Source organism: Nocardia sp. NPDC050718, from assembly GCF_040654235.1.
Lineage (GTDB): Bacteria > Actinomycetota > Actinomycetes > Mycobacteriales > Mycobacteriaceae > Nocardia.
Genome location: NZ_JBFAHQ010000001.1, coordinates 961900 through 985061, shown reverse-complemented (window position 1 = coordinate 985061; position 23162 = coordinate 961900). Strand labels below are relative to the sequence as shown.

The following is a 23162-nucleotide window of genomic DNA, read 5'->3' as shown; positions in this document are numbered from 1 at the left end:
GGCCGCAGCCGCGAATCCAGCACGTAGACCTCGGTGTTGAACACCGGGGCGCCGATCGGGACGGTGTCGGTGTCGGTGTCGACGACCTCGTGGAAGGTGACGTCGACCGCGGCCTCGGTGGGGCCGTACAGGTTGTGCAGGGCCGCGCCGGTGAGCTCGCGCAGGCGATGCGCGGGCTTGGGCGGCAGCGCCTCACCGGAGGCGAACACCATCCGCAGCGACTCGCAGCGCGCGGCCGCGGCGTCGGCGACGAAGACCGCGAGCATCGAGGGCACGAAGTGGGTGACGGTGACGCCCTCGGCCAGGATGATCTCGGCCAGGTAGGCCGGATCGCGATGCCCGTCCGGCTTCGCGACGACCAGACGCGCGCCGATCTGCAAGGGCCAGAAGAACTCCCACACCGACACGTCGAACGTGGCAGGCGTCTTCTGCAGGACGACATCGGCCTCGGTCAGGCCGTACGCCGACTGCATCCATACCAGCCGGTTGACGATCGCGCCGTGGCTGACCGCGACACCCTTCGGACGACCGGTCGACCCCGACGTGAAGATCACGTACGCGGTGTTCGACGGCCGCAGCGGCACCGTGCGCTCGGCATCGGCGATGGGGGTGTCGGAGTAGCCGACCAGGTCGAGCAGGTCGATGCGGACCTGCGCGGTGTCGATCTCCAGATCGGTGCCCGAGGTGAGCACACACACCGGATCTGCCGTCGCCAGAATGTATTCCGTGCGCTCGGCCGGGTGATCCGGGTCCAGCGGCACGTACGCGCCACCGGCCACGCTCACCGCGTACATGCCGACCACCAGGTCGATCGAGCGGCGCATGCCAAGAGCCACATAGGTTTCCGGGCCGACACCACGATCGATCAGCCAGCGCGCCAGGCGGTAGACGCGCTGGGCGAACTCGGCGTAGGACAGGCTCTCGCCCTCGAAGGCGAGCGCGGTGGCCTGCGGGGTGCGCGCCAGCTGGGCCTCGAACATCGAGACGAGCGTGGCGTCGCGGTCCACCTCGTGCGCGGTGGCGTTCCAGTCGCGCACGACCAGCTCGCGCTCGGCGGTATCGAGCAGTTCGATATCGCCGACGGCCACACCGGGTTCGGTGGTGATCGCGGTGAGCACCCGGATCAGGCGCTCGGCGATGCGGTGCACGGTGGCGGCGTCGAACAGGTCGCTCAGGTAACCGGCCCGGATGCGCAGCTGGGTGTCCAGCTGCGCGATCAGCGACAGCGGGTAGTGCGTGGCGTCGGCGGCGTCCAGGCCGGTGACGGCCATGCCGTCGATATCGGCGGCCTGGGCCTTGATGCCCTCGGCGTCGACCGGGTAGGACTCGAAGACCACCAGCGAGTCGAACAGGCCACCGATGCCGGCGGCCGACTGGATCTCGGCCAGGCCCACGTAGTGGTGGTCGAGCAGGTCGGCCTGCTCGCCCTGGGTGCGGGTGAGCACGGCGCGCACCGATTCGGCGGCGTCGAAGCGCACCCGGACCGGGACGGTGTTGATGAACAGGCCGACCATGGACTCCACGCCGGACAGCTGTGCCGGACGACCCGAGACGGTGGTGCCGAACAGCACGTCGTCGCGACCGGTCATCCGGCCGAGCACGATCGACCAGGCGACCTGCAGCACCGTGTTCGGGGTGACGCCGAGGTCGGCGGCCAGCGCGACCAGGCGGGCCGTGGTCGGCTCGTCCAGGTCGAACAGGTACTCCTCCGACAGGGCCGCGATCTCGCGGCCCGCGTCGGCACGAGCCAGCAGGGTGGGCTCGGTGACGCCGCGCAGCGCGTCGGACCAGGCCGCCACCGATACCGAGTGATCCTGCTGGGCGACCCATTCCAGGAAGTGCCGGTAGGAGCGGACGGCGGGCAGCGCGCTCGCGTCGCCGTGCAGGGCGTAGAGCGCGAGCAGGTCGCGCATGACCAGCGGCGTCGACCAGCCGTCGAGCAGGATGTGGTGGTTGGACACCACGAAGCGCCACTCGTCCTCGGCGATCCGGATCAGCGTGAAGCGGATCAGCGGCGGCGCGGCCAGGTCGAAGCGGGCGTTGCGGTCGGCCTCGACCAGGTCGGCGAACTCACCGTTCTCGGTGCGATCGTGCTCGGCCCAGGCGACCTGGGCGTGGTCGAGGACGATCTGCACGGCGTTGCCGTCGTGGTCGGTGACGAACGCGGTACGCAGGGTCTCGTGCCGGTCCAGCAGGGCCTGGGCGGCGGCGCGCAGACGGGTGGCGTCGACGCGGCCGGTGAGCGTCAGGACCGCCTGCGCGGTGTAGACGTCGACCGAGTCCGCGGCCAGGCGGGCGTGGAAGAACAGGCCCGACTGCAGGGCGGCCAGCGGCCACACCTGGGTCAGCTCGGGGTACCGCTTCTCCCAGACCTCGATATCGCCCTGGGTCGAGCGCACCAGCGCGAAGTCGGACGGCGTGTGGCCGCCCGCGTCGGCCGAGTTGGCGTGCCGGGCGACGGCTTCCAGCGCGGTGACCCACAGGTCGGCGAACTCGCGCACCTCGGCGGCGGCGAGCAGGGTGCTCGGGTAGCCGATATTGGCGCTGAGCTTGTCGCCGACGACGATCGCGTTGACGTCCAGCGGCGCCATCGCGGGCATGTCGGCGTCGTAGGCGCCGCCGAGGGCGGCCAGCTCGGGCGCGGGAATCCAGCCGAAGCCGCGCAGCGCGTCGGGGACGTCGCTGTCGGCGACGCGGCCCAGGTAGTTGAAGCTGATCTGACCGGGCAGCTGGGTGGGCAGTTCCGCCGCGGTCTCGGCGTTCATGTACCGCAGCAGGCCGTAGCCGATGCCCTTGTCGGGCACGGCGAGCAGCTGCTCCTTGACCGCCTTGACGGCCTGCCCGAGGGCAGGGCCACCGGCGAGCGCGGCGTCGATGTCGATGCCGGCCAGGTCGAGGCGGACCGGGAAGATCGCGGTGAACCAGCCGACGGTGCGGGACAGGTCGGCGCCGGGCGCGACCTCTTCCTCACGGCCGTGGCCTTCGAGGCGGACCAGCAGCTGATCGCCGGTGGCGGCGGCGCGGGCGGCCCGCCACTTGGCGGCGGCCAGGGCCAGCGCGGTGAGCAGACCGTCGTTGACGCCGCCGTGGAACAGCGCGGGCACGGTGGTCAGCAGGGCCTTGGTGACCTCGGCGGACACCTCGACCGGTAGCTTCTCGATGACGCCGGAGACGTCGACGGCTGGGTTCATCGGCCGCTCGGTGAGCAGCGGATCCGGGGTCGCGACGACCTCGCGCCAGAAGTCCAGCTCGGCGGCGCGTTCGGGGGTGCGCGCCTCGTCGGCGAGCGCGTGCGCCCAGGCCCGCATGGAGGTGGCCGGCGCGACCAACTCGGGCTGCTGTCCGGCGGAGAGCTGGCCCCAGGCCGCGACGAAATCGGGCACCAGGATGCGCCAGGAGACGCCGTCGACCACGAGGTGGTGGGCGACGACGATCAGGCGTCCGGCGCGGGTGACCTTCGCCGGAGCCGCGCCGTCATCGGTCGCGGGCAGCGAAACCGCAGGCACCGACGCGCTCACGGTCGGCTCCAGCCATACGAACCGGACGACCACACCGGTGGCTGGGTCCAGCCGGTCCAGGCTGGCATCCAGTGCGGCGGAAGCGATCTCGACCAGCTGGTCGTCGGTGGCGTCGGCCGGGAAGGTGCTGTGGTCGATCAGCGCGTCGGCGTCGACCGCGCCGACCGGCGCGGTGTCGACGACCCAGCGGCCGTCGACCTGGTGCAGCCGCGAGCGCAGCATGTCGTGGCGGTCGATGACCGCGCCGACGGTGGCGGCGATGCCGGCGCGGTCGATGCCGACCGGCAGTTCCAGCGCCATGGTCTGGTTGAACCGGTCGAACGAGCCGGACCGCTCGGCCATGAACCGCACGACCGGGGTCAGCGGCATCTCGCCGACGCCGCCACCGGGCAGCTCGGCCAGCGTGACCGCGGCGGCCGAGGCCACATCGGCGGTCTCGGCGACCGAGGCCAGACCGGCGACGGTGCGCTGCTCGAAGACGTGGCGCGGGGTGAACAGCACGCCGCGGGCCTTGGCCCGGGAGACGAGCTGGATGGAGACGATCGAGTCACCGCCGAGGGCGAAGAACGAGTCGTCCACGCCGACCCGCTCGACGCCGAGCACCTCGGCGAAGACCTCGGCGATGGTCTGCTCGATGGAGTTGCGCGCGGCGCGGAAGGTGACCTCGGTGGCGAACACCGGCTCCGGCAGCGCCTTGCGGTCGAGCTTGCCGACCGGGGTCAGCGGCACGTGGTCGATCACCATGATCGACGAGGGCACCATGTACGCGGGCAGGCGATCCTCGACGTGCGCGGTCAGCGCCGCGACATCGATCGACTTCCCCTGCGCGGCAACCACATACGCGACCAGCGAGACCGCGCCCGCGGTGCTCTTGTGGCCGACGGTGGTGGCGAAGTCGACGGTCTCGTGCGAGGCGAGGGCGGAGTCGATCTCGCCCAGTTCGATGCGGAAACCGCGGATCTTGACCTGGAAGTCGGAGCGGCCGACGTACTCGACGGTGCCGTCGGCGGTCCAGCGCACGACGTCACCGGTGCGGTACATCCGCTCCCCCGGCACGAACGGATCGGCGACGAACCGGTCGGCGGTCAGCCCGGCACGGGCGTGGTAACCCCGCGCCAGCTGGATGCCCGACAGATACAGCTCACCCGCGACACCCACCGGAACGGGCTGGAGCTGGGCGTCCAGGATCAGCGAGCGCATGCCGCGGGTCGGGCCACCGATGGTGACCAGCTCGCCCGGCGTCAGCGCGGCACTGATGTTGGTCATGATCGTGGTCTCGGTGGGGCCGTACCCGTTGTGGAAGGCACGCGTCGTGCCGTCCGCCAGCGGAACCGCCCACTTGCTCACCAGATCGGCGGGTACCGCCTCACCACCGGCGACGAGGACCCGCAGCGAGTCCAGCCCGCTCGGGTCGAAGGTCGCCAGCGCGGCGGGGGTGATGAAGGCGTGGGTGACCCGCTCGGCGCGGATCAGCTCGGACAGTTCGTCACCGCCGTAGACACCCGGCGGGACGACGACCAGCGCACCGCCGCGGGCCAGCGCCAGCAGCAGTTCCAGGATCGAGGCGTCGAACGAGGGTGACGCGAAATGCAGTGCGCGGCTATCGGAATCGAGGGCGTAGCGCTGCGCCTGCTCCTCGCCGAAGTTCGCCAGACCGGCGTGGGTGACCACGACGCCCTTGGGCACACCGGTCGAGCCGGAGGTGTAGATGACGTAGGCGGGCTGCTCGGGCGTGGTCGCGCGGACCAGCTCGGCGTCGTCGATCGGGCCGCCGTCGAAGGCGTCCAGATCCAGCTCGTCGAGCACCAGCCAGCGTGCCGATTCCGGCAGACCGTCCCGCACGGACGCGACGGTCAGGCCAAGCGGTGAACCGGAGTCGGTGACCATGTGGGCGATGCGGTCGGCCGGGTAGGTCGGGTCGACCGGCACGAAGGCGGCGCCGGTCTTGGCGACGGCCCAGGCGGCGAACACCGAGTCGGCCGAGCGCGGCACACCGACGGCGACGAGGTCTTCGGCGCCGATGCCCTCGGCGATCAGCAAGCGCGCCAGTCGGTTCGAGCGCTCGTCGAGTTCGGCGTAGGACAGAGCTGTCCCCTGGAACACGACGGCATCGCCGGTCGGGTTCAGGGCGACGGCCTCGGCCAGCAGGCTGCGCAGGGTGCGCGCGGGCACCGGCGGCTCGCCGACGCGGAACACCAGGTCGGTCCGCTCGGCGGCGTCGAGGACGTCGATCGCGCCGACGGTCACCGACGCGTCGGCGGCGACGGCCGCGAGCACGCGCTCCCAGCGGGTCGCGATGGTGTCGACGGTGGCCTCGTCGAACAGTTCGGTGGCGTAGTTCAGGGCCAGTGCCATGCCGCCGCTGCCCGGCTCACCGAGCTCGGACAGGGTGAACTGCAGGTCGAAGCGGGCGACGCTCTCGTCGAGATCGAGCGCGGAGACCGCGAGACCGGGCAGTTCCAGGGTGGTGCGATCCAGGTTCTGGAAGGCCAGCATCACCTGGAACAGCGGGTTGCGCGACTGCGAGCGCTCCGGCGCCAGCAGTTCCACCAGCCGCTCGAACGGCACGTCGGCATTGCCGTAGGCGTCGAGGTCGGCCTTGCGGGCCTGCTCGAGCAGGTCGGTGAAGGACTCGGCCGGGCGCACGCCGGTGCGCAGCACCAGGGTGTTGACGAACATGCCGACCAGGTCGTCGAGGGCCTGCTCACCACGGCCAGCGATGGGCGTGCCGATGGCGATGTCGTCGGAGCCGGACAGGCGCGACAGCAGCACCGCGAGCGCGGTGTGCATGACCATGAACAGCGACGCGCCCTGGCGACGGGCCACCTCGTCGAGCTTCGCGATCAGTTCCGGCGCGAGCTCGCGGTGCACGGTGGCGCCGCGATGCGAGGCGATGGCCGGGCGGGCCCGGTCGAACGGCAGGGTCAGCTCGTCGGGGACACCGGCGAGCTGGCGCTGCCAGTACCCGACCTGGCGCGACAGCAGCGAGTCGGCGTCGTCCTCGGTGCCGAGCACAGCGCGCTGCCAGATCGCGAAGTCGGCGTACTGCACCGGCAGCGGCGCCCAGCCGGGCGCGGTGCCCTGGGCACGAGCGGTGTAGGCCAGCATCACGTCGCGGGTCAGCGGCGCGATGGAGAAACCGTCGGCGGCGATGTGGTGCACGACCACGACGAGGACGTGCTCGTGCTCGCTCGCCTTGAACAGCCGGGCGCGCAGCGGAACCTGTTCGGCCACATCGAAACCGGTGGAGACGAACTCGGTGACCGTGTCGAAGAGCCGGTCCTGGGCGACCGTGACCGGGCGCAGGTCCAGCGAGATGCGTTCGGCGGCCACGATCTGCTGCACCGGGGTGCCGCCGTGCTCGGGGTAGCGGGTGCGCAGCGATTCGTGCCTGCGCACCAGGTCGGCCAGCGCCAGCGCCAGCGCCTCGGTGTCGAGCGCGCCGGTGAGGCGGATGGCCACGGGCAGGTTGTAGGCCGCCGAGGTGGTGTCGTACTTGTTGAGGAACCACATGCGCTGCTGCGCGAACGACAGCGGCACCAGCTCACCCTCGGTGCGCTCACGGGCGACCAGCGCCGCGCGGGCGGTGCCGCCGGTGTGCGATTCCACCCGGGCCGCGAGGGCTTCCACGGTGGAGGCCTCGAACAGCGCGCGCACCGGCACGGTGGCGCCGAGCGCGGCGCCGATGCGGGCGACCACGCGGGTGGCGATGAGCGAGTTGCCGCCGAGGTCGAAGAAGTCGTCGTCGACGCCGACCCGGTCCAGGCCGAGCACGTCGGCGAAGACCGCGGCGACGGTCTCCTGCACCGGGGTGACGGGGGCGCGGAAGGCCCTGGCCTGCACCGCGGGAGCGGGCAGGGCCCGGCGGTCCAGCTTGCCGTTGACGGTCAGCGGGATCCACTCGAGCCGCACCAGCGCGGCCGGAACCATGTAGGCGGGCAGCTGTTCGGCGGCGCCGCTGCGCACGACGTCGAGGTCGGGCTGGGCGTCGCCGTCGGCGACCACGTAGGCGACGATGCGCTGGTCGCCCGGCTGGTCCTCGCGGACGATGACCGCGGCCTGGGCGATGCCGGGCTGGGCCAGGACGGCGGCCTCGATCTCACCGAGCTCGATGCGGAAGCCGCGGACCTTCACCTGATCGTCGGCGCGGCCGAGGTATTCGAGTTCGCCGAAGCGGTTCCAGCGCGCGAGGTCACCGGAGCGGTACAGGCGCGAGCCCGCCTGGTTCGGACCGGCGAGGGGGTTGGCGACGAAGCGGGTGGCGGTCAGGTCGGGGCGGCCGAGGTAGCCGCGCGCCAACTGCGGTCCGGCGACATACATTTCACCCGCGACGCCGACCGGCACCGGCCGCAGGCGGTTGTCGAGCACGTACACGCCGAGCCCGGCGATGGCCCGGCCGACGACCGAACCGGCCGCGGCGGCAATGGTTTTCGCGTCGAGCGCGCGGTACGACACGTGCACCGTGGTCTCGGTGATGCCGTACATGTTGACCAGCGTCGGCGCGCTGTCACCGTGCCGGGCCACCCAGTCGGAGAGCCGGCGCAGTTCCAGTGCCTCGCCACCGAAGACGACGTAGCGCAGGGCCAGCGGCGCCAGGCCGGGTCCGGCGATCCGGTCGGCCTCGGCGAGCTGGTAGAACGCCGAGGGCGTCTGGTTGAGCACCGTGACCTGCTCGACCCGCAGCAGTTCCAGGAACTGCTCGGGCGAGCGCGAGGTGTAGTAGTCGACGACGATCAGCGAGCCGCCGAACAGCAGCGGACCCCACAGCTCCCACACCGAGAAGTCGAAGGCGTAGGAGTGGAACAGCGTCCACACATCGCGCGGGCCGAAGCCGAAGTCGCGATCGGTGTTGGCGAACAGGCGCACCACGTTCCGGTGCGCGACCGCGACGCCCTTGGGGCGGCCGGTCGAGCCGGAGGTGTAGATGACATAGGCGACGTTGTCCGGCGAGAGCGGCGCGATCCGATCGGCGTCGGTGATCGGCTGATCGTCGGCGTCCTCGATATTGCCGGTCTCCACGGCGAAGCCGTCGAGCACCACCGAGGGCAGGTGCGCGGGCACCGTCACCTGGACGGTGGAGTCGAGGACCACGCTGGTGGGGCGGGAATCCTCGAGCACGTAGGCGATGCGCTCGGCCGGGTAGGTCGGGTCGACCGGCACGTACCCCGCGCCGGTCTTGACGACGGCCAGCAGCGCGACGACGAGATCGAGCGAGCGCGGCAGGATGACCGCGACCAGCGACTCCGGGCCCGCGCCGTCGTCGATCAGCCTGCGCGCCAGCACATTCGCGCGGCGGTCGAGCTCGGCGTAGGTGAGCGACTCGACGCCGAACTTGGCGGCGATGCGGTCCGGGTAGGCCGCGGCGGCCGCGTCGAACAGGTCGACCAGCGTGGTGTGCTTGTTGCCGAACAGGCCGCGACGGTGACCCGCCGGGGTGCTGGCGTCGTGGATCACCGGCAGGGCGATGGCGTCGGCGCCCGAGGACACCCAGCGCTGCGCGACGTCGCGCTGTTCGGCCTCGCCGAGCAGGTCGATGTCGCCGACGATCACGTCGGGGTTCTCGGCGACGCTGCGCAGGATGCGCACCAGGCGGTCGCCGAAGGCGGCGACGGTCTCGGCGTCGAACAGATCGGTGGCGTAGTTCCAGGACATGGCCAGCGAGCCGTCGGCGGCCTCGCCCACGGTCAGCTGCACGTCGAATTTCGCGGTGCCCGGGTCGAAGTCGACGACGTCGAGGTCGAGGCCGGGCAGCGCGACGGTGCCGGTGTCGGCGGCGGTGGCCGCCTCGAAGGTCAGCGCCACCTGGAACAGCGGGTGGTGGGCCTGCGAGCGGGTGGGGCTGAGCACGTCGACGAGCCGCTCGAACGGCACGTCGGCGTTGGCGAAGGCCGACAGGTCGACCTTGCGGACCTGGTCGAGCAGGTCGCCGAAGCTGCCGCCGAGGTTCACCTCGCTGCGCAGCACCAGGGTGTTGACGAACATGCCGACGAGGTCGTCGAGGGTGCGCTCGCCACGGCCCGCGATGGGGGTGCCGATGGCGATGTCGGTGCTGTTGGACAGGCGTGCCGCCCAGGTGGCCAGCGCGGCGTGCATCACCATGAACAGGGTGACGCCGTGCGCGCGGGCGATCTCGGTCAGCGCCTGGTGCAGCCGGGCATCGACCGAGAAGCGGTACAGGTCACCGGCATTGGTGGCGATCTCGGGACGCGGGCGGTCGGCGGGCAGCTCGATCTGGTCGGGCAGGTCGCGCAGTTGCTCGGTCCAGTAGGCGATCTGGCTCGCGGCGACCGACTCGGGATCGGACTCCTCGCCGAGCACCTCGCGCTGCCACAGCGTGTAGTCGGCGTACTGCACCTCGAGCGGCGCCCACGCGGGGACCTCGCCCCGGACGCGCTCGGTGTAGGCGACCACGACATCGCGCAGCAGCGGGCGCAGCGAGAAGCCGTCACCGCTGATGTGGTGCATGACCAGCACGGCGACATGGTTGCGCTCGTCGACGCGCAGCAGGCTCGCGCGGAACGGCACCTCGCGGGTGACGTCGAAGTGCACGCCCGCCAGTTCCACGACGCGGGCGACGACCTCGTTCGCGGTGACCGGCTGGGCGGGCAGCGCGAAGCGGACCTCGTCGGCGGGCAGGACCTGCTGGTACCCGGCGCCCTCGAGCTCGGGGTAGAACGTGCGCAGCGACTCGTGCCGCGCGGTCACATCGGCGATGGCCGCTTCCAGCGCGGCGACGTCGAGGTCACCGGTGAGGCGGATGGCCACCGGGATGTTGTTGACGGCGGTGCGGTTGTCGAAGCGGTTGAGGAACCACATCCGCTGCTGGGCCTGCGACAGCGGCACCAGCTCGGGACGCGGCTGCGGCACCAGCGGGATGCGCCCGCCGCGGCCGGTGGCGGTCTCCACGCGGGCCGCCAGCGAGGCCACGGTCGAGGCCTCGAACAGCGCGCGCAGCGGCACCTGGGTGTCGAGTGCCTCGGACAGGCGCGCGGCGACCCGGGTGGCGACCAGCGAGTTGCCGCCGAGCTCGAAGAAGTCGTCGTCGAGGCCGACCTGGCCGGCGCCGAGGACCTCGGCGAAGGTGGCGGCGACGATCTGCTGCACCGGGGTGACCGGCGCCTGGAAGGTGCGCGCGGCGAACACCGGCGCGGGCAGCGCCTTGCGGTCCAGCTTGCCGGAGGCGTTGAGCGGGAAGGCGTTCAGCACCACGTAGGCGGCCGGGACCATGTACACCGGCAGCTCGGCGCCGAGGGCGTCCTTGACCGCGTCGGTGTCGACGATCGAGCCCTGCTGCGGGATGACGTAGGCGACCAGCTGATCGCCGGTGCGCTCGTCGGCGCGGACCACGACCACCGACTGGGCGATCTGCGGCAGCGCGGTGAGCGCCGACTCGATCTCACCGAGTTCGATGCGCAGACCGCGCAGCTTCACCTGGAAGTCGGTGCGGCCCAGGTATTCCAGCTCGCCGTCCGGGGTCCAGGTGACGAGGTCACCGGTGCGGTACATGCGCTCGCCGGGCGCGAACGGATCGGCGACGAAGCGGTCCATGGTGAGGTCGGGGCGACCCACATAGCCGTGCGCCAGCTGCACGCCCGCGAGATAGAGCTCACCCGCGACACCCACCGGAACGGGCCGCAGGCGCGAATCCAGCACGTAGAGACGGGTGTTGAACACCGGCGCGCCGATCGGCACGGTGTCGGTGTCGGCGTCGGTGACCTCGTGATAGGTCACGTCGACCGCGGCCTCGGTGGGGCCGTACAGGTTGTGCAGCGCGGCACCGGTCAGCTCGCGCAGGCGCTGCGCGGTCGGCGACGGCAGCGCCTCACCGGAGGCGAACACGTTGCGCAGCGAGACACAGTCCGCGGCAAGGGGTTCGGTGACGAACACGGCCATCATCGACGGCACGAAGTGCACCGTGGTGACCTGCTCGGCGGCGATCAGGCGGGCCAGGTAGGCCGGGTCGCGATGTCCGTCCGGCTTGGCCACCACCAGGCGCGCGCCGACCTGCAGGGGCCAGAAGAACTCCCACACCGACACGTCGAAGGTGGCCGGGGTCTTCTGCAGCACCACGTCGTCGGCGGCCAGGCCGTAGGCGGCGTGCATCCAGACCAGGCGGTTGACGATCGCGGCGTGGCTGACCGCCACACCCTTCGGGCGACCGGTCGAGCCGGAGGTGAAGATGACGTAGGCGGTGTTGTCCGAGCGCAGCGGACGATGCCGGTCGGCGTCGGTGACCGGCTCGGCCGACTGGCCGGACAGGTCGAGCTGGTCGATACGCACCTCGCGCCCGGCCACGCCGGGCAGGCTCTCGCCGGAGGTCAGCACGCAGACCGGCTGCGCGGTCTCGAGGATGTGCTCGATGCGCTCGGCCGGGTGATCGGGGTCCAGCGGCACGTACGCGCCACCGGCGGCGGACACGGCGTACATGCCGACCAGCAGGTCGATCGAGCGCCGCATGCCAAGGGCCACATACGATTCCGGGCCGACACCGGCGTCCTTGAGCCAGCGCGCCAGCTGCCGCACACGCACCGCGAACTCGGCGTAGGACAGACTCGTCCCCTCGAACGTGAGCGCGGTCGCGTCGGGCGTGCGCGCGACCTGCGCCTCGAACAGGGCGTTGAGGGTGGCCGGGTCGTCGTCGCTGGGGGTGCTCAGCGCGGCGTCGACGGCGAATTCGGTGTCGTTCCAGCGGTCGAGCACCAGGGTGCGCTCGGCGGCGTCGAGCAGTTCGATGTCACCGACGGCGACCGCCGGGTCGGCCACGACGCCCTCGAGCACGCGCAGCAGGCGCGCGCCGAAGGTGGCGGCGAAGCCGGCGTCGAAGAGGTCGGTGGCGTAGACGAGTTCGGCCTCCATGTGGCTGTCGTCGTCGGCGGGCACCTCGCTGAGCGCCAGCTGCAGATCGAACTTGGCCACGTGCTGGTCGATGCCCAGCTCGGACACGGTCAGGCCGGGCAGTTCCAGGGTGGTGCGGCCCAGGTTCTGGAACGAGAGCATCACCTGGAACAGCGGGTGGCGCGCCTGCGAGCGGGCCGGGTTGAGCACCTCGACGAGGCGCTCGAACGGCACGTCGGCGTGCGCGAAGGCGGCCAGGTCGTGCTCGCGGACCCGGGCCAGCAGCTCGGTGAACGAGGCGGCCGGGTCGACCTGCGCGCGCAGCACCAGGGTGTTGACGAACATGCCGACCAGGTCGTCGAGCGCCTGCTCGCCACGACCGGCGACGGGGATGCCGACGGCGATGTCCTCGGTGCCCGACAGCCGCGACAGCAGCACCGCGAAGGCGCTGTGCACCACCATGAACAGCGTGGTGCCGTGCTCGTGGGCGACCCGGTTCAGCGCGTCGACGAGCTCGCCCGGCACCTCGAAGCGGTGCGTGCCCGCCTGGTAGGTGGCCTGCGCCGGCCGCGACTTGTGGCCGAGGCGCAGCTCGTCGGGCAGATCGGCGAGCGCGCCGCGCCAGTAGTCGAGCTGCTCGGAGATCAGCGAGGTGGGATCGGTCTCCTCGCCGAGGGTCTCGCGCTGCCACAGCGCGTAGTCGACGTACTGCACCGCCAGCGGCGGCCAGCCCGGCTCGGCATTGGCCGTGCGCGCCACGTAGGCGGTCATCAGGTCGCGCACCAGCGGGCGCAGCGAGAAGCCGTCGGAGGCGATGTGGTGGACCACCATCACCAGGACGTGCTCACGCTCGCCCAGCTCGTAGACCCGCAGGCGGACCGGGGCGTGCGCGGTGACATCGAAACCGCGCCGGGCGAACTCGTAGAGCGAGATCGCCATGTCGGTCTCGTCGGCCTCGACCAGTTCCAGCTCGGGGATGGAAACGGCGGCGGCGAGCACCTTCTGGTAGGCGGTGCCGTCGTGCGAGGGGTAGACGGTGCGCAGCGACTCGTGCCGGGCGATGACGTCGGCCACCGCGCCACGCAGCGCGGGCAGATCGAGCAGGCCCTGCAGGCGCACGGCGACCGGGATGTTGTAGGTGCCCGCGTCGCCGGTGTCACCGAGATCGAAGCGGTTGAGGAACCACATCCGCTGCTGTGCCAGCGACAGCGGCGGGTGCTCGGGGCGCGGCCGCGCGGTGAGCTCGGCGCGCACGCCGGTGCCCGCGTGCGACTCCACCCTGGCCGCGAGCGCGCCGACGGTCGGCGCCTCGAACAGGGTGCGGACGCCGACCTCGGCGTCGAGGGCCTTGCTCAGGCGGGCCGCGACCTGGGTCGCGACCAGCGAGTTGCCGCCGAGGGCGAAGAAGTCGTCGTCCACGCCGACGCGATCGGCGCCGAGCAGGTCGGCGAAGATCTCCGCGACGATCTCCTCGATCGGGGTCGACGGCGCGCGGAACACCTTGGCCTCGAACACCGGCGCCGGTAGCGCCTTGCGGTCGAGCTTGCCCGAGGCGTTGAGCGGGAACTCGTCGAGCACGACGAGCGCGGCGGGGACCATGTACGCGGGCAGCTCGGCGGTGACGCCCGCCTTCACGGCCGCCACGTCGATGCCCGAATCCGCTTCGGGCACCACATAACCCACGAGCTGATCGCCCGCATGCGCGTCGGCGCGCACGACCACGACCGACTGCGCGACGCCCGGCTGCGCGAGCAGGGTCGCCTCGATCTCGCCGAGCTCGATCCGCAGACCACGCAGCTTCACCTGGAAGTCGGTGCGGCCCAGGTAGTTCAGTTCCCCGTCGCGGGTCCAGGTGACGAGGTCACCGGTGCGGTACATGCGCGAACCGGCCGCGCCGTACGGGTTGGCGACGAAGCGGTCGGCGGTGAGATCGGCCCGGTTCAGGTAACCGATGGCGAGCTGATCGCCCGCCAGATACAGCTCACCCGCGACACCGGGGGCCACCGGATGCAACCGCGAATCCAGCACGAACACCTTGGTGTTCCACACCGGACGGCCGATCGGCACCGACTCCACGTCGGTGTCGACGACCTCGTGATAGGTGACGTCGACCGCGGCCTCGGTGGGGCCGTACAGGTTGTGCAGGCGGGCGCCGGTCAGCTCGCGCAGGCGCTGCGCGGTCGGCGCGGGCAGCGCCTCACCGGAGGCGAACACCTGACGCAAGCGGACCGCGTTGCCGTTGCCGTTGCTGCCGAGGGTGGACACGAACACCGACAGCATCGACGGCACGAAGTGCGCCGTGGTGATGCCGTGCTCGGCGATGACCTGGGCCAGGTACACCGGGTCGCGGTGCCCGTCGGGCTTGGCGACGACCAGGCGCGCGCCGGTCTGCAAGGGCCAGAAGAACTCCCAGACCGACACGTCGAAGGTGGCGGGCGTCTTCTGCAGCACCGCGTCGGCGCCGTCGATCGGGTACTCGTGCTGCATCCACAGCAGGCGGTTGACGATCGCGGCGTGGTCGACCGCGACGCCCTTGGGGCGGCCGGTCGAACCCGACGTGAAGATCACGTAGGCGGTGTTGGTGGCGCGCAGCGGCTGGGTGCGCTCGGCGTCGGTGATCGGCGCCGAGCCGAAATCGGCGGGCGATTCGATGTTCTCGACGGCGAGCACGGTGACGCCGTCGGCCTCGAACGCGTCGCGGCGGCTGGTGAGCACCAGTTCCGGCCGCGCCGTCTCGAGGATGTGGCCGATGCGGTCGGCGGGCTGGTCGGGGTCAAGCGGCACGTACGCCGCGCCCGCCTGCAGCACCGCGTACATGGCGACGACGAGTTCGGTGGATCGCCGGATGGCCAGTGCCACATGCGCACCCGGGCCGACACCGTCCGCGATCAGCCTGCGGGCGATGCGGTTGGCGCGCTCCTGGAGCTCGCGGTAGCTCAGCCGCTCGTTCTCGAAGACCAGCGCGACCGCGTCGGGGGTCCGCTCGACCTGGGCGTCGAACAGCAAGACCAGGGTGCCGGCGGGCACCGGGCGCGCGGTGTCGTTCCAGTCGACGAGGACCTGCGCGTGCTCCTCCGGCGCGAGCAGATCGATGTCGCCGACGGCGACCTCGGGATCGGCCACGATCGCGGCGAAGATGTTGTCCAGCCTGCGCGCGAACGCGGCGACCGTCGACTCCTCGAAAAGGTCGAGGGCGTAGGAGAACTCGGCCGACATACCGCCGGCCTCACCGTCGGTGTCCTGCACCTCGGTCAGCGTCAGCTGGAGGTCGAACTTGGCCAGCTGGGAGTCGTAGTCGATGCCGCTGACCGACAGGCCGGGCAGCTGCAGCGAGGCCTGCTTGTTGTTCTGGAACGACAGCATCACCTGGAACAGGGGATGGCGCGCCTGCGACCGCGGCGGGTTGAGCACCTCGACGAGCCGCTCGAACGGCACGTCGGCGTGCGCGAACGCCTGCAGGTCGGTCTCGCGGGCCTGGTCGAGCAGGGCCGCGAAGGAGGTCGCGCCCTCGACCTGGCTGCGCAGCACCAGGGTGTTGACGAACATGCCGACCAGGTCGTCGAGGGCCTGGTCACCACGGCCGGCCACCGGCGTGCCGATGGCGATGTCGCTGGTGCCGCTGGCGCGGGCCAGCAGCACGGCCAGCGCGCTGTGCATGACCATGAACAGCGAGGCGTTGTAGCGGCGGCCCAGTTCCACCAGGGCGCGCTGGGTGTCGCCGGAGATGACGAAGCTGTAGGTGCCACCGCGGTAGCTGGCCACCGGCGGGCGCGGATGGTCGGCCGGGAGCACCAGCTCGTCGGGCAGATCGGCGAGTTCGCGGGTCCAGTAGTCGATCTCGGAGGAGATCAGCGACTGCGGGTCGTCCTCGGAGCCGAGGACCTCGCGCTGCCAGAGCGCGTAATCGGCGTACTGGACCGGCAATTCGGCCCAGGTCGGCGCCTCCCAGGAGGTACGCGCGGCGTAGGCGACGATGACATCGCGCGACAGCGGCGCCATCGACCAGCCGTCGGCGGAGATGTGGTGCACCACCATGCCGAGCACGTACTCGGTCTCGCTGATCTCGAAGAGCCGTGCGTGCAGCGGCACTTCGCTGGTCACGTCGAAGGCCATCGAGGCCAGGTCGATCAGGTGATCGATGAGGTTGTCCTCGGTGACCCGGTACGGGGTCAGGTCGGGGACGATCTGCGCGGCGTCGAGCACCACCTGCACCGGTCCGTTGCCCGACTCGGGGAACACGGTGCGCAGCGACTCGTGCCGGTCGATCACGTCGATGACGGCGACCTGCAGCGCGGCCACGTCCAGCTCGCCGGACAGGCGGATCGCGACCGGGATGTTGTTGACCGCCGAGGCGGTGTCGAAGCGGTTGAGGAACCACATGCGCTGCTGGGCCAGCGACAGCGGCACCAGGTCGGGCCGCTCGCGGGCGACCAGCGCCTTGCGGGCGCCGTCACCGGCCTGGGACTCCACCCGCGCGGCCAGCGCCGCCACGGTGGGGGCCTCGAACAGCATCCGCACTGGCACCCTGGTGTCCAGGGCGATACCGATGCGGGAGGCGACCTGGGTGGCGATCAGCGAGTTGCCGCCCAGCTCGAAGAAGTCGTCCTCGACACCGACCCGGGACAGCTCGAGCACGTCGGCGAAGACCTGCGCGACGATCTGCTCGATCGGGGTGGTCGGCGCGCGGAACTCACGCACCTCGAACACCGGCGCGGGCAGCGCGCGGCGGTCGAGCTTGCCGTTGACCGTCAGCGGGACCGCGGCCAGCACCATGATCGAGGACGGCACCATGTAGGCGGGCAGGCGCTGCGCGACATGCTCGGTCAGCGCGGGCACATCGATCGAGCTGCCGGGCACCGCGACGACATAGGACACCAGCGAGGTGCTGCCGCCCTTGTTCTTGTGGCCGATGCTGACCGCGAAGTCGACGGTCTCGTGCGAGGCCAGCGCGGAATCGATCTCGCCGAGTTCGATCCGGAAACCGCGGACCTTCACCTGGAAGTCGGAGCGGCCGACGTACTCGACATTGCGGTCGGCGGTCCAGCGCACCACGTCACCGGTGCGGTACATCCGCAGGCCGGGCGCGTAGGGGTTGGCGACGAAGCGGTCGGCGGTCAGCGCGGCGCGCGCGTGGTAGCCACGCGCCATGCCGATGCCGCCGATGTAGAGCTCACCGGCCACGCCCACCGGCACGGGGCGCAGGCGGTCGTCGAGGATCAGGGTGTGGACACCGCGGATGGGTCCACCGATGACGACCCGCTCCCCCGGGATCAGGCCCTCGGAGAGGTTGGAGGCGATGGTGGTCTCGGTCGGGCCGTAGACATTGCCCAGCATGCGGCGCGAACCGTCGGGCAGGCGCACCGCCCACTTGGTGACCAGCTCCGGCGGGACCGCCTCACCACCGGCGGCCAGCACCCGCAGGTGGTCCAGGCCGCGCGCGTCGAAGGTGGCCAGCGCGGCCGGGGTGACGAACGCGTGGGTGACCTCCTCGGTGATGAGGATGTCGCGCAGTTCCTCACCGCCGTAGACGCCCGGCGGGACAACGACGAGCGTGCCGCCGCGACCCAGCGCCAGCAGCAGTTCCAGCACCGACGCGTCGAACGACGGGGAGGCGAAATGCAGTGCGCGGGTGTCGGAGTCGAGCGAGTACAGGTCGATCTGCTCGGCGCAGAAGTTGGCCACGCTGGCGTGGGTGACCACCACGCCCTTGGGCACACCGGTGGAACCGGAGGTGTAGATCAGGTACGCGGGCTGGGCCGGATCGGTCGGGCGGACCAGCTCGCGCGGGGCCAGCGGCGCGTCGGAGATGTCGTCGAGATCGATGTCGTCGACCTCGATCCAGCGCACCGATTCCGGCAGCTCGTCGGCCTCGGAGGTGACCGTGATGCCTACGGACACACCGGCATCGGTGATCATGTGCGCGATGCGGTCGGCCGGGTAGTTCGGGTCGACGGGCACGAACGCCGCACCGGTCTTGGCGACCGACCACACCGCCAGCACCGACTCCAGCGAGCGCGGCACCGCGACGGCGACGAAGTCCTCGGCGCCCAGGCCCTGCTGGATCAGCAAGCGCGCCAACTGGTTCGAGCGGCGATCCAGTTCGCCATAGGACACAGCGGTCCCCTCGAACACCACGGCGGTGGCCTCGGTGTCGAGGGCGGCCTGCGCCATCAGCTGCGGCAGGGTGCGCGCCACCGCGGCGGGCGCGCCGTAGCGGGTGATCAGGTCGGTGCGCTCGGCGTCGTCGAGCACGTCGATGGCGCCGACGGTGACCGCCGGGTCGGCCAGGATCGCGTCGAGCACGCGCCGCCAGCGCAGCAGCAGCTCTTCCACCGTCGACTGGTCGAACAGGTCGACGGCGTAGGTGAGCACACCGGTCATGCCCGACAGCGAGCCGGTGACGGTGTGTTCCTCGGTCAGCGTCCACTGCAGGTCGAACTTGGCCATGTCGACCTCGACCTCGTCGGCGTCGACCGACAGGCCGGGCAGCTCCAGGGTGCCGTGCGACATCTCCTGGAACGACAGCACCACCTGGAACAGCGGATGCCGCGCCTGCGAGCGCGACGGGTTGAGCACGTCGACGAGCCGCTCGAACGGCACATCGGCATTGGCGAACGCGCTCAGGTCGGTCTCGCGGGTGCGGGCGAGGAACTCGCTGAACGGCTGGGTCGGGTCGACGTCGGAGCGCAACACCAGGGTGTTGACGAACATGCCGATCAGGTCGTCGAGGGCCTGCTCACCACGGCCGGCGATGGGCGTGCCGACCGCGATGTCGGTGGTGCCCGACAACCGCGCCAGCAGCACCGCCAGCGAGGCGTGCATGACCATGAACAGGGTGACGCCGTTGGCGCGGGCCAGCGCGGCCAGCTGCTCGTGGGTCTGCGCGTCGATCTCGAAACCGACCCGGGCGCCACGGAAGCTCTGCTGCTGCGGGCGCGGGCGGTCGCTGGGCAGGTCGAGCTGGTCGGGCAGGCCGTCCAGTGCCCGCTGCCAGTAGTCGAGCTGGCGCGCGGCCATCGACGTGGGATCGCTCTCGGCGCCGAGCAGTTCGCGCTGCCACAGGGTGTAGTCGCGGTACTGCACCGGCAGCGGCGCCCAGCCGGGCGCCTCCCCCGCCGAGCGGGCCAGGTAGGCGGTGGCGACGTCGCGGGCCAGCGGGCCGAAGGAGAAGCCGTCGGCCGCGATGTGGTGGACAACGAAGGCGACCGCGAATTCCGGTGTGCCATTGGTCGTTCCGCCGGTCACCTGGTAGATCCGCACGCGGATCGGCAGTTCCAGGGTGACGTCGAAACCGGTGGAGGCGAACAGGATCAGCTCGTCGTGCAGCAGCGACTGATCGATCGGGGTCACCGTGATGCCCAGATCGAACTGGTCGGCGCCGAGCACCTGCTGGAAGCCGCCGTCGGCGTCCGGGAAGATGGTGCGCAGCGATTCCTGGCGCACCACGACGTCGTCGAGCGCCGAGATCAGCGCGTCGACGTCGACGCGGCCCTTCATCCGCACCACGAAGGGCAGGTTGTACGTCGGTGCGGCGGGGTCGAACTGGTTGATGAACCACATCCGCTGCTGGGCCAGCGACAGCGGCACCTGCTCCGGATGCGGCAGCGCCACCAGCGGCGGGCGCGCCGCGGAGATGTCGGCGGGCGTCGCCGATTCGGCGCGCGCGGCCAGCCCGGCCACGGTCGGGGTCTCGAACAGCGCGCGCACACCCAGCTGGATGCCGAACGCGGCGCCGATGCGGGCCACGACCTGGGTCGCGACCAGCGAGTTGCCGCCGAGTTCGAAGAAGTTGTCGTCGGCGCCGACCCGCTCCTGGGACAGCACATCGGCGAAGATGCCGGCCACGATCTGCTCGGCCGGGGTGCGCGGCGCGCGGAAATCGCCTGCGGCGGCGGTGAAGACGGGCTCGGGCAGGGCCTTGCGGTCCAGCTTGCCGGAGGTGTTGAGCGGGAACGCGTCGAGCACCATGATCGACGCGGGCACCATGTAGCTGGGCAGCTTCTCGGCGACGAACCTGGTCAGCGACACCGGATCGGCGGACTGGCCCGGCGCGGGCACCACATAGGCCACCAGCTGCTGACCCGTGGCGGTGTCGACCACCAGCACCGCGGCCTGGGACACGCTCGGGTGCGCGAGCAGGTCGGTCTCGATCTCGCCGAGCTCGATGCGCTGACCACGGAACTTCACCTGGAAGTCGGTGCGGCCGATGTACTCGAGCACGCCGTCGGCGTTCCAGCGCACCAGGTCACCGGTGCGGTACATGCGCTCGCCGGGCGCGCCGACCGGGTTGGCGACGAAACGATCCGAGGTCAGGTCCGGGCGGCCGCGATAGCAGCGGGCCAGCTGACGACCCGCCAGATACAGCTCACCCGGGGCGCCGATCGCGGCCGGGCGCAGCCGCGAATCCAGCACGTACACTTCGACATTCCACTCGGGGATACCGATCGGCACCGTGACGGTGTCGGCCTCGGTGGCCTCCCAGTAGGTGACCGAGACCGCGGCCTCGGTCGGGCCGTACAGGTTGTGCAGACCGGCGGTGGAGATCGCGCGCAGACCGGCGGCGGTCTCCGGCGGCAGCGCCTCACCGATGACGAAAACGGCACGCAGCGTTTCGCATTGGGCCCGGGTGGCGTGCGAGACGAACACCGTCAGCATGGACGGTACGAAGTCGGTCACGGTGACGCCGTGACGTTCGATCATGTCCGCGACGTAGAGCGGGTCACGATGACCGTCGGGCGAGGCGATGACCAGCTCGGCGCCGACCATCAGCGGCAGGAAGTAGCCCCACAGCGACACGTCGAAGGTGGTGGCGGTCTTCTGCAGGTAGACGTCGTCGGCGGTCAACCGGTACTCGTCGAGCATCCACAGCTCTTGGTTGACGATCGCGTGGTGGGTGACCGCGACGCCCTTGGGGCGGCCGGTCGAACCCGAGGTGTAGATGACGTAGGCCGTGTTGTCCGGGCGCAGCGGCGCCAGGCGCTCGGCGTCGGTGATCGGGGTGTCGGCGAACGCGGCGGTGTCGAGGGTGTCGAGTTCCACCCTGGCCACCGTGCTCGGTAGGTCCAGGTCGTCGCCGGTGGTGGTCAGCACGCAGACCGGTGCCGCGGACTCGAGGATGTAGGCGGTGCGGTCGGCCGGGTGATCCGGATCGATCGGCACGTACGCGCCACCGGCGCGCAGCACCGCGTGCATACCGATCACCAGGTCCAGCGAGCGGCGCATGCCGAGCGCGACCAGCGACTCCGGGCCGACGCCGTCGGCGATCAGGAACCGGGCCAGGCGGTTGACCTTCGCGCCGAACTCGGCGTAGGTCAGGGTCTCGCCCTCGAAGTTCAGGGCGATGTTGTCCGGGGTCAGCGGGATCTGCGCGTCCAGCAGCGCGGGCAGCGTGGTCGCGGGGACCTCGTGCGCGGAGTCGTTCCACTCGGTCAGCGAGCGTTCCAGCTCGGCGGCGCCGGTGACCGGCAGCGACCACACGGCCGCGGCCGCGTCGGCGGCCAGGAAGCGGTCGAAGAACTCCAGGAACCGGGCGTGGTGCGTCGCCGCGTCGGCCGCGGAGTACAGGTTCGGGTTGGTCTCGAAGTCGATGTGCGAGCGGGTGCCGCCGTGCGACTGGTAGAAGTTGACGCCCAGGTCTTCGATCGAGCCGGTGGAGAGCACGTTGAGGGTGCCGTCCATGTCGCCGAAGCGCAGCTCGTTGTCGAACAGCATGATGTTGACCCACGGGCCGAAGAACTCCGTGGCGACCATGCCCTCGCCCGCCGAATCGCGGCGGATGTCCTCGTGCCGGTACCGCTGGTGGCGCAGCGCGCCGGAGACCTCGGTGGTGACCGAGCGCAGCAGCTCGGCCACGGTGGTGTCGTGGCCCACGCGCAGGCGCAGCGGCACGATGTTCGAGGTCACACCGCCGGAGCGGCGCATCACGGCGGTGGTGCGGCCGGTCACCGGCAGGCTCAGGATCACGTCGGAGGTGCCGGTGATCTGCGCCAGGTACGCCGCGAAACCGGCGATCAGCAGCGGCGCCGAGGTGGTGTCGTGGCGGGCGATCGCCTCACCGAACAGCTCGTCCTGAGCGGGGCTCAGGGCGGCGCTGGTGACGTCGTTGACCGGCGAGGGCGGCGCGGAGCGGCCGGTGAGGCTGCTGCCCTCTTCCAGCCCGGCGACGCGCTGGGCCCAGTGCGCCTTGTCGGACTCGAAGCGGGAGCTGTCGCGGTAGGCGATCTCCGACTCGTAGAGCGCGCGCAGATCGGTGGCCTTGTTGGCCGGCGCGTCGACGCCGGTGACGGCCGCGGTGTAGAGCTGTGCCGTGCGGGTGACGAAGTTGTTGGCGCCGAAACCGTCGAGCACGATGTGGTGGACGCGGGCGTACCAGTACCAGCGCTCGTCCTCGAGCTGCAGCGCGGCGGCCTGGACCAGGCGGTCGGCGACGATGTCGAGCGGGCGGCTGTACTCGGCGCGCATCCACGCCGCCGCGGCGGCCTCGGGGTCGGACTCGTCACGCAGGTCGACGTAGATCAGCGTGTCGTCGAGGGTGAGGTCGACGGTCTGCATCGGCTCGCCGTCGATCTCGACGATGCGCAGGAACCCCGACTGCTGCTCCGCGGCGGCCTGCGAGCTGACCTGCTCGAGCACCGCGACGTCGAGCCGGCCACGCAGGTCGACGAACTGGGCGATGTTGATCGGCACCTGTGGGTCGACGTGCTGCGCGTACCAGATACCCAGCTGTGCGGGCGAGAGCGGGAAGTACTCCGCAGAGACTCCACGTCCGTCACCAGTTTCGCCGTTTCCGCCGAAATCCAGCCGGTCCAA

The 23162-nt window shown here is 71.1% G+C and carries 1 protein-coding gene (running past one end of the window); it reads right to left on the bottom strand.

Features of this window, described 5'->3' with window-relative positions; genetic code table 11:
- Nucleotides 1–23162: the 5' portion of a non-ribosomal peptide synthase/polyketide synthase gene (locus AB0H54_RS04590; RefSeq protein WP_357342705.1), read on the bottom strand. The gene continues 20524 nt to the left of window position 1, outside the view; the window shows 23162 of its 43686 coding nt (coding positions 1–23162); its start codon is at nucleotides 23160–23162; its stop codon lies beyond the left edge, outside the window.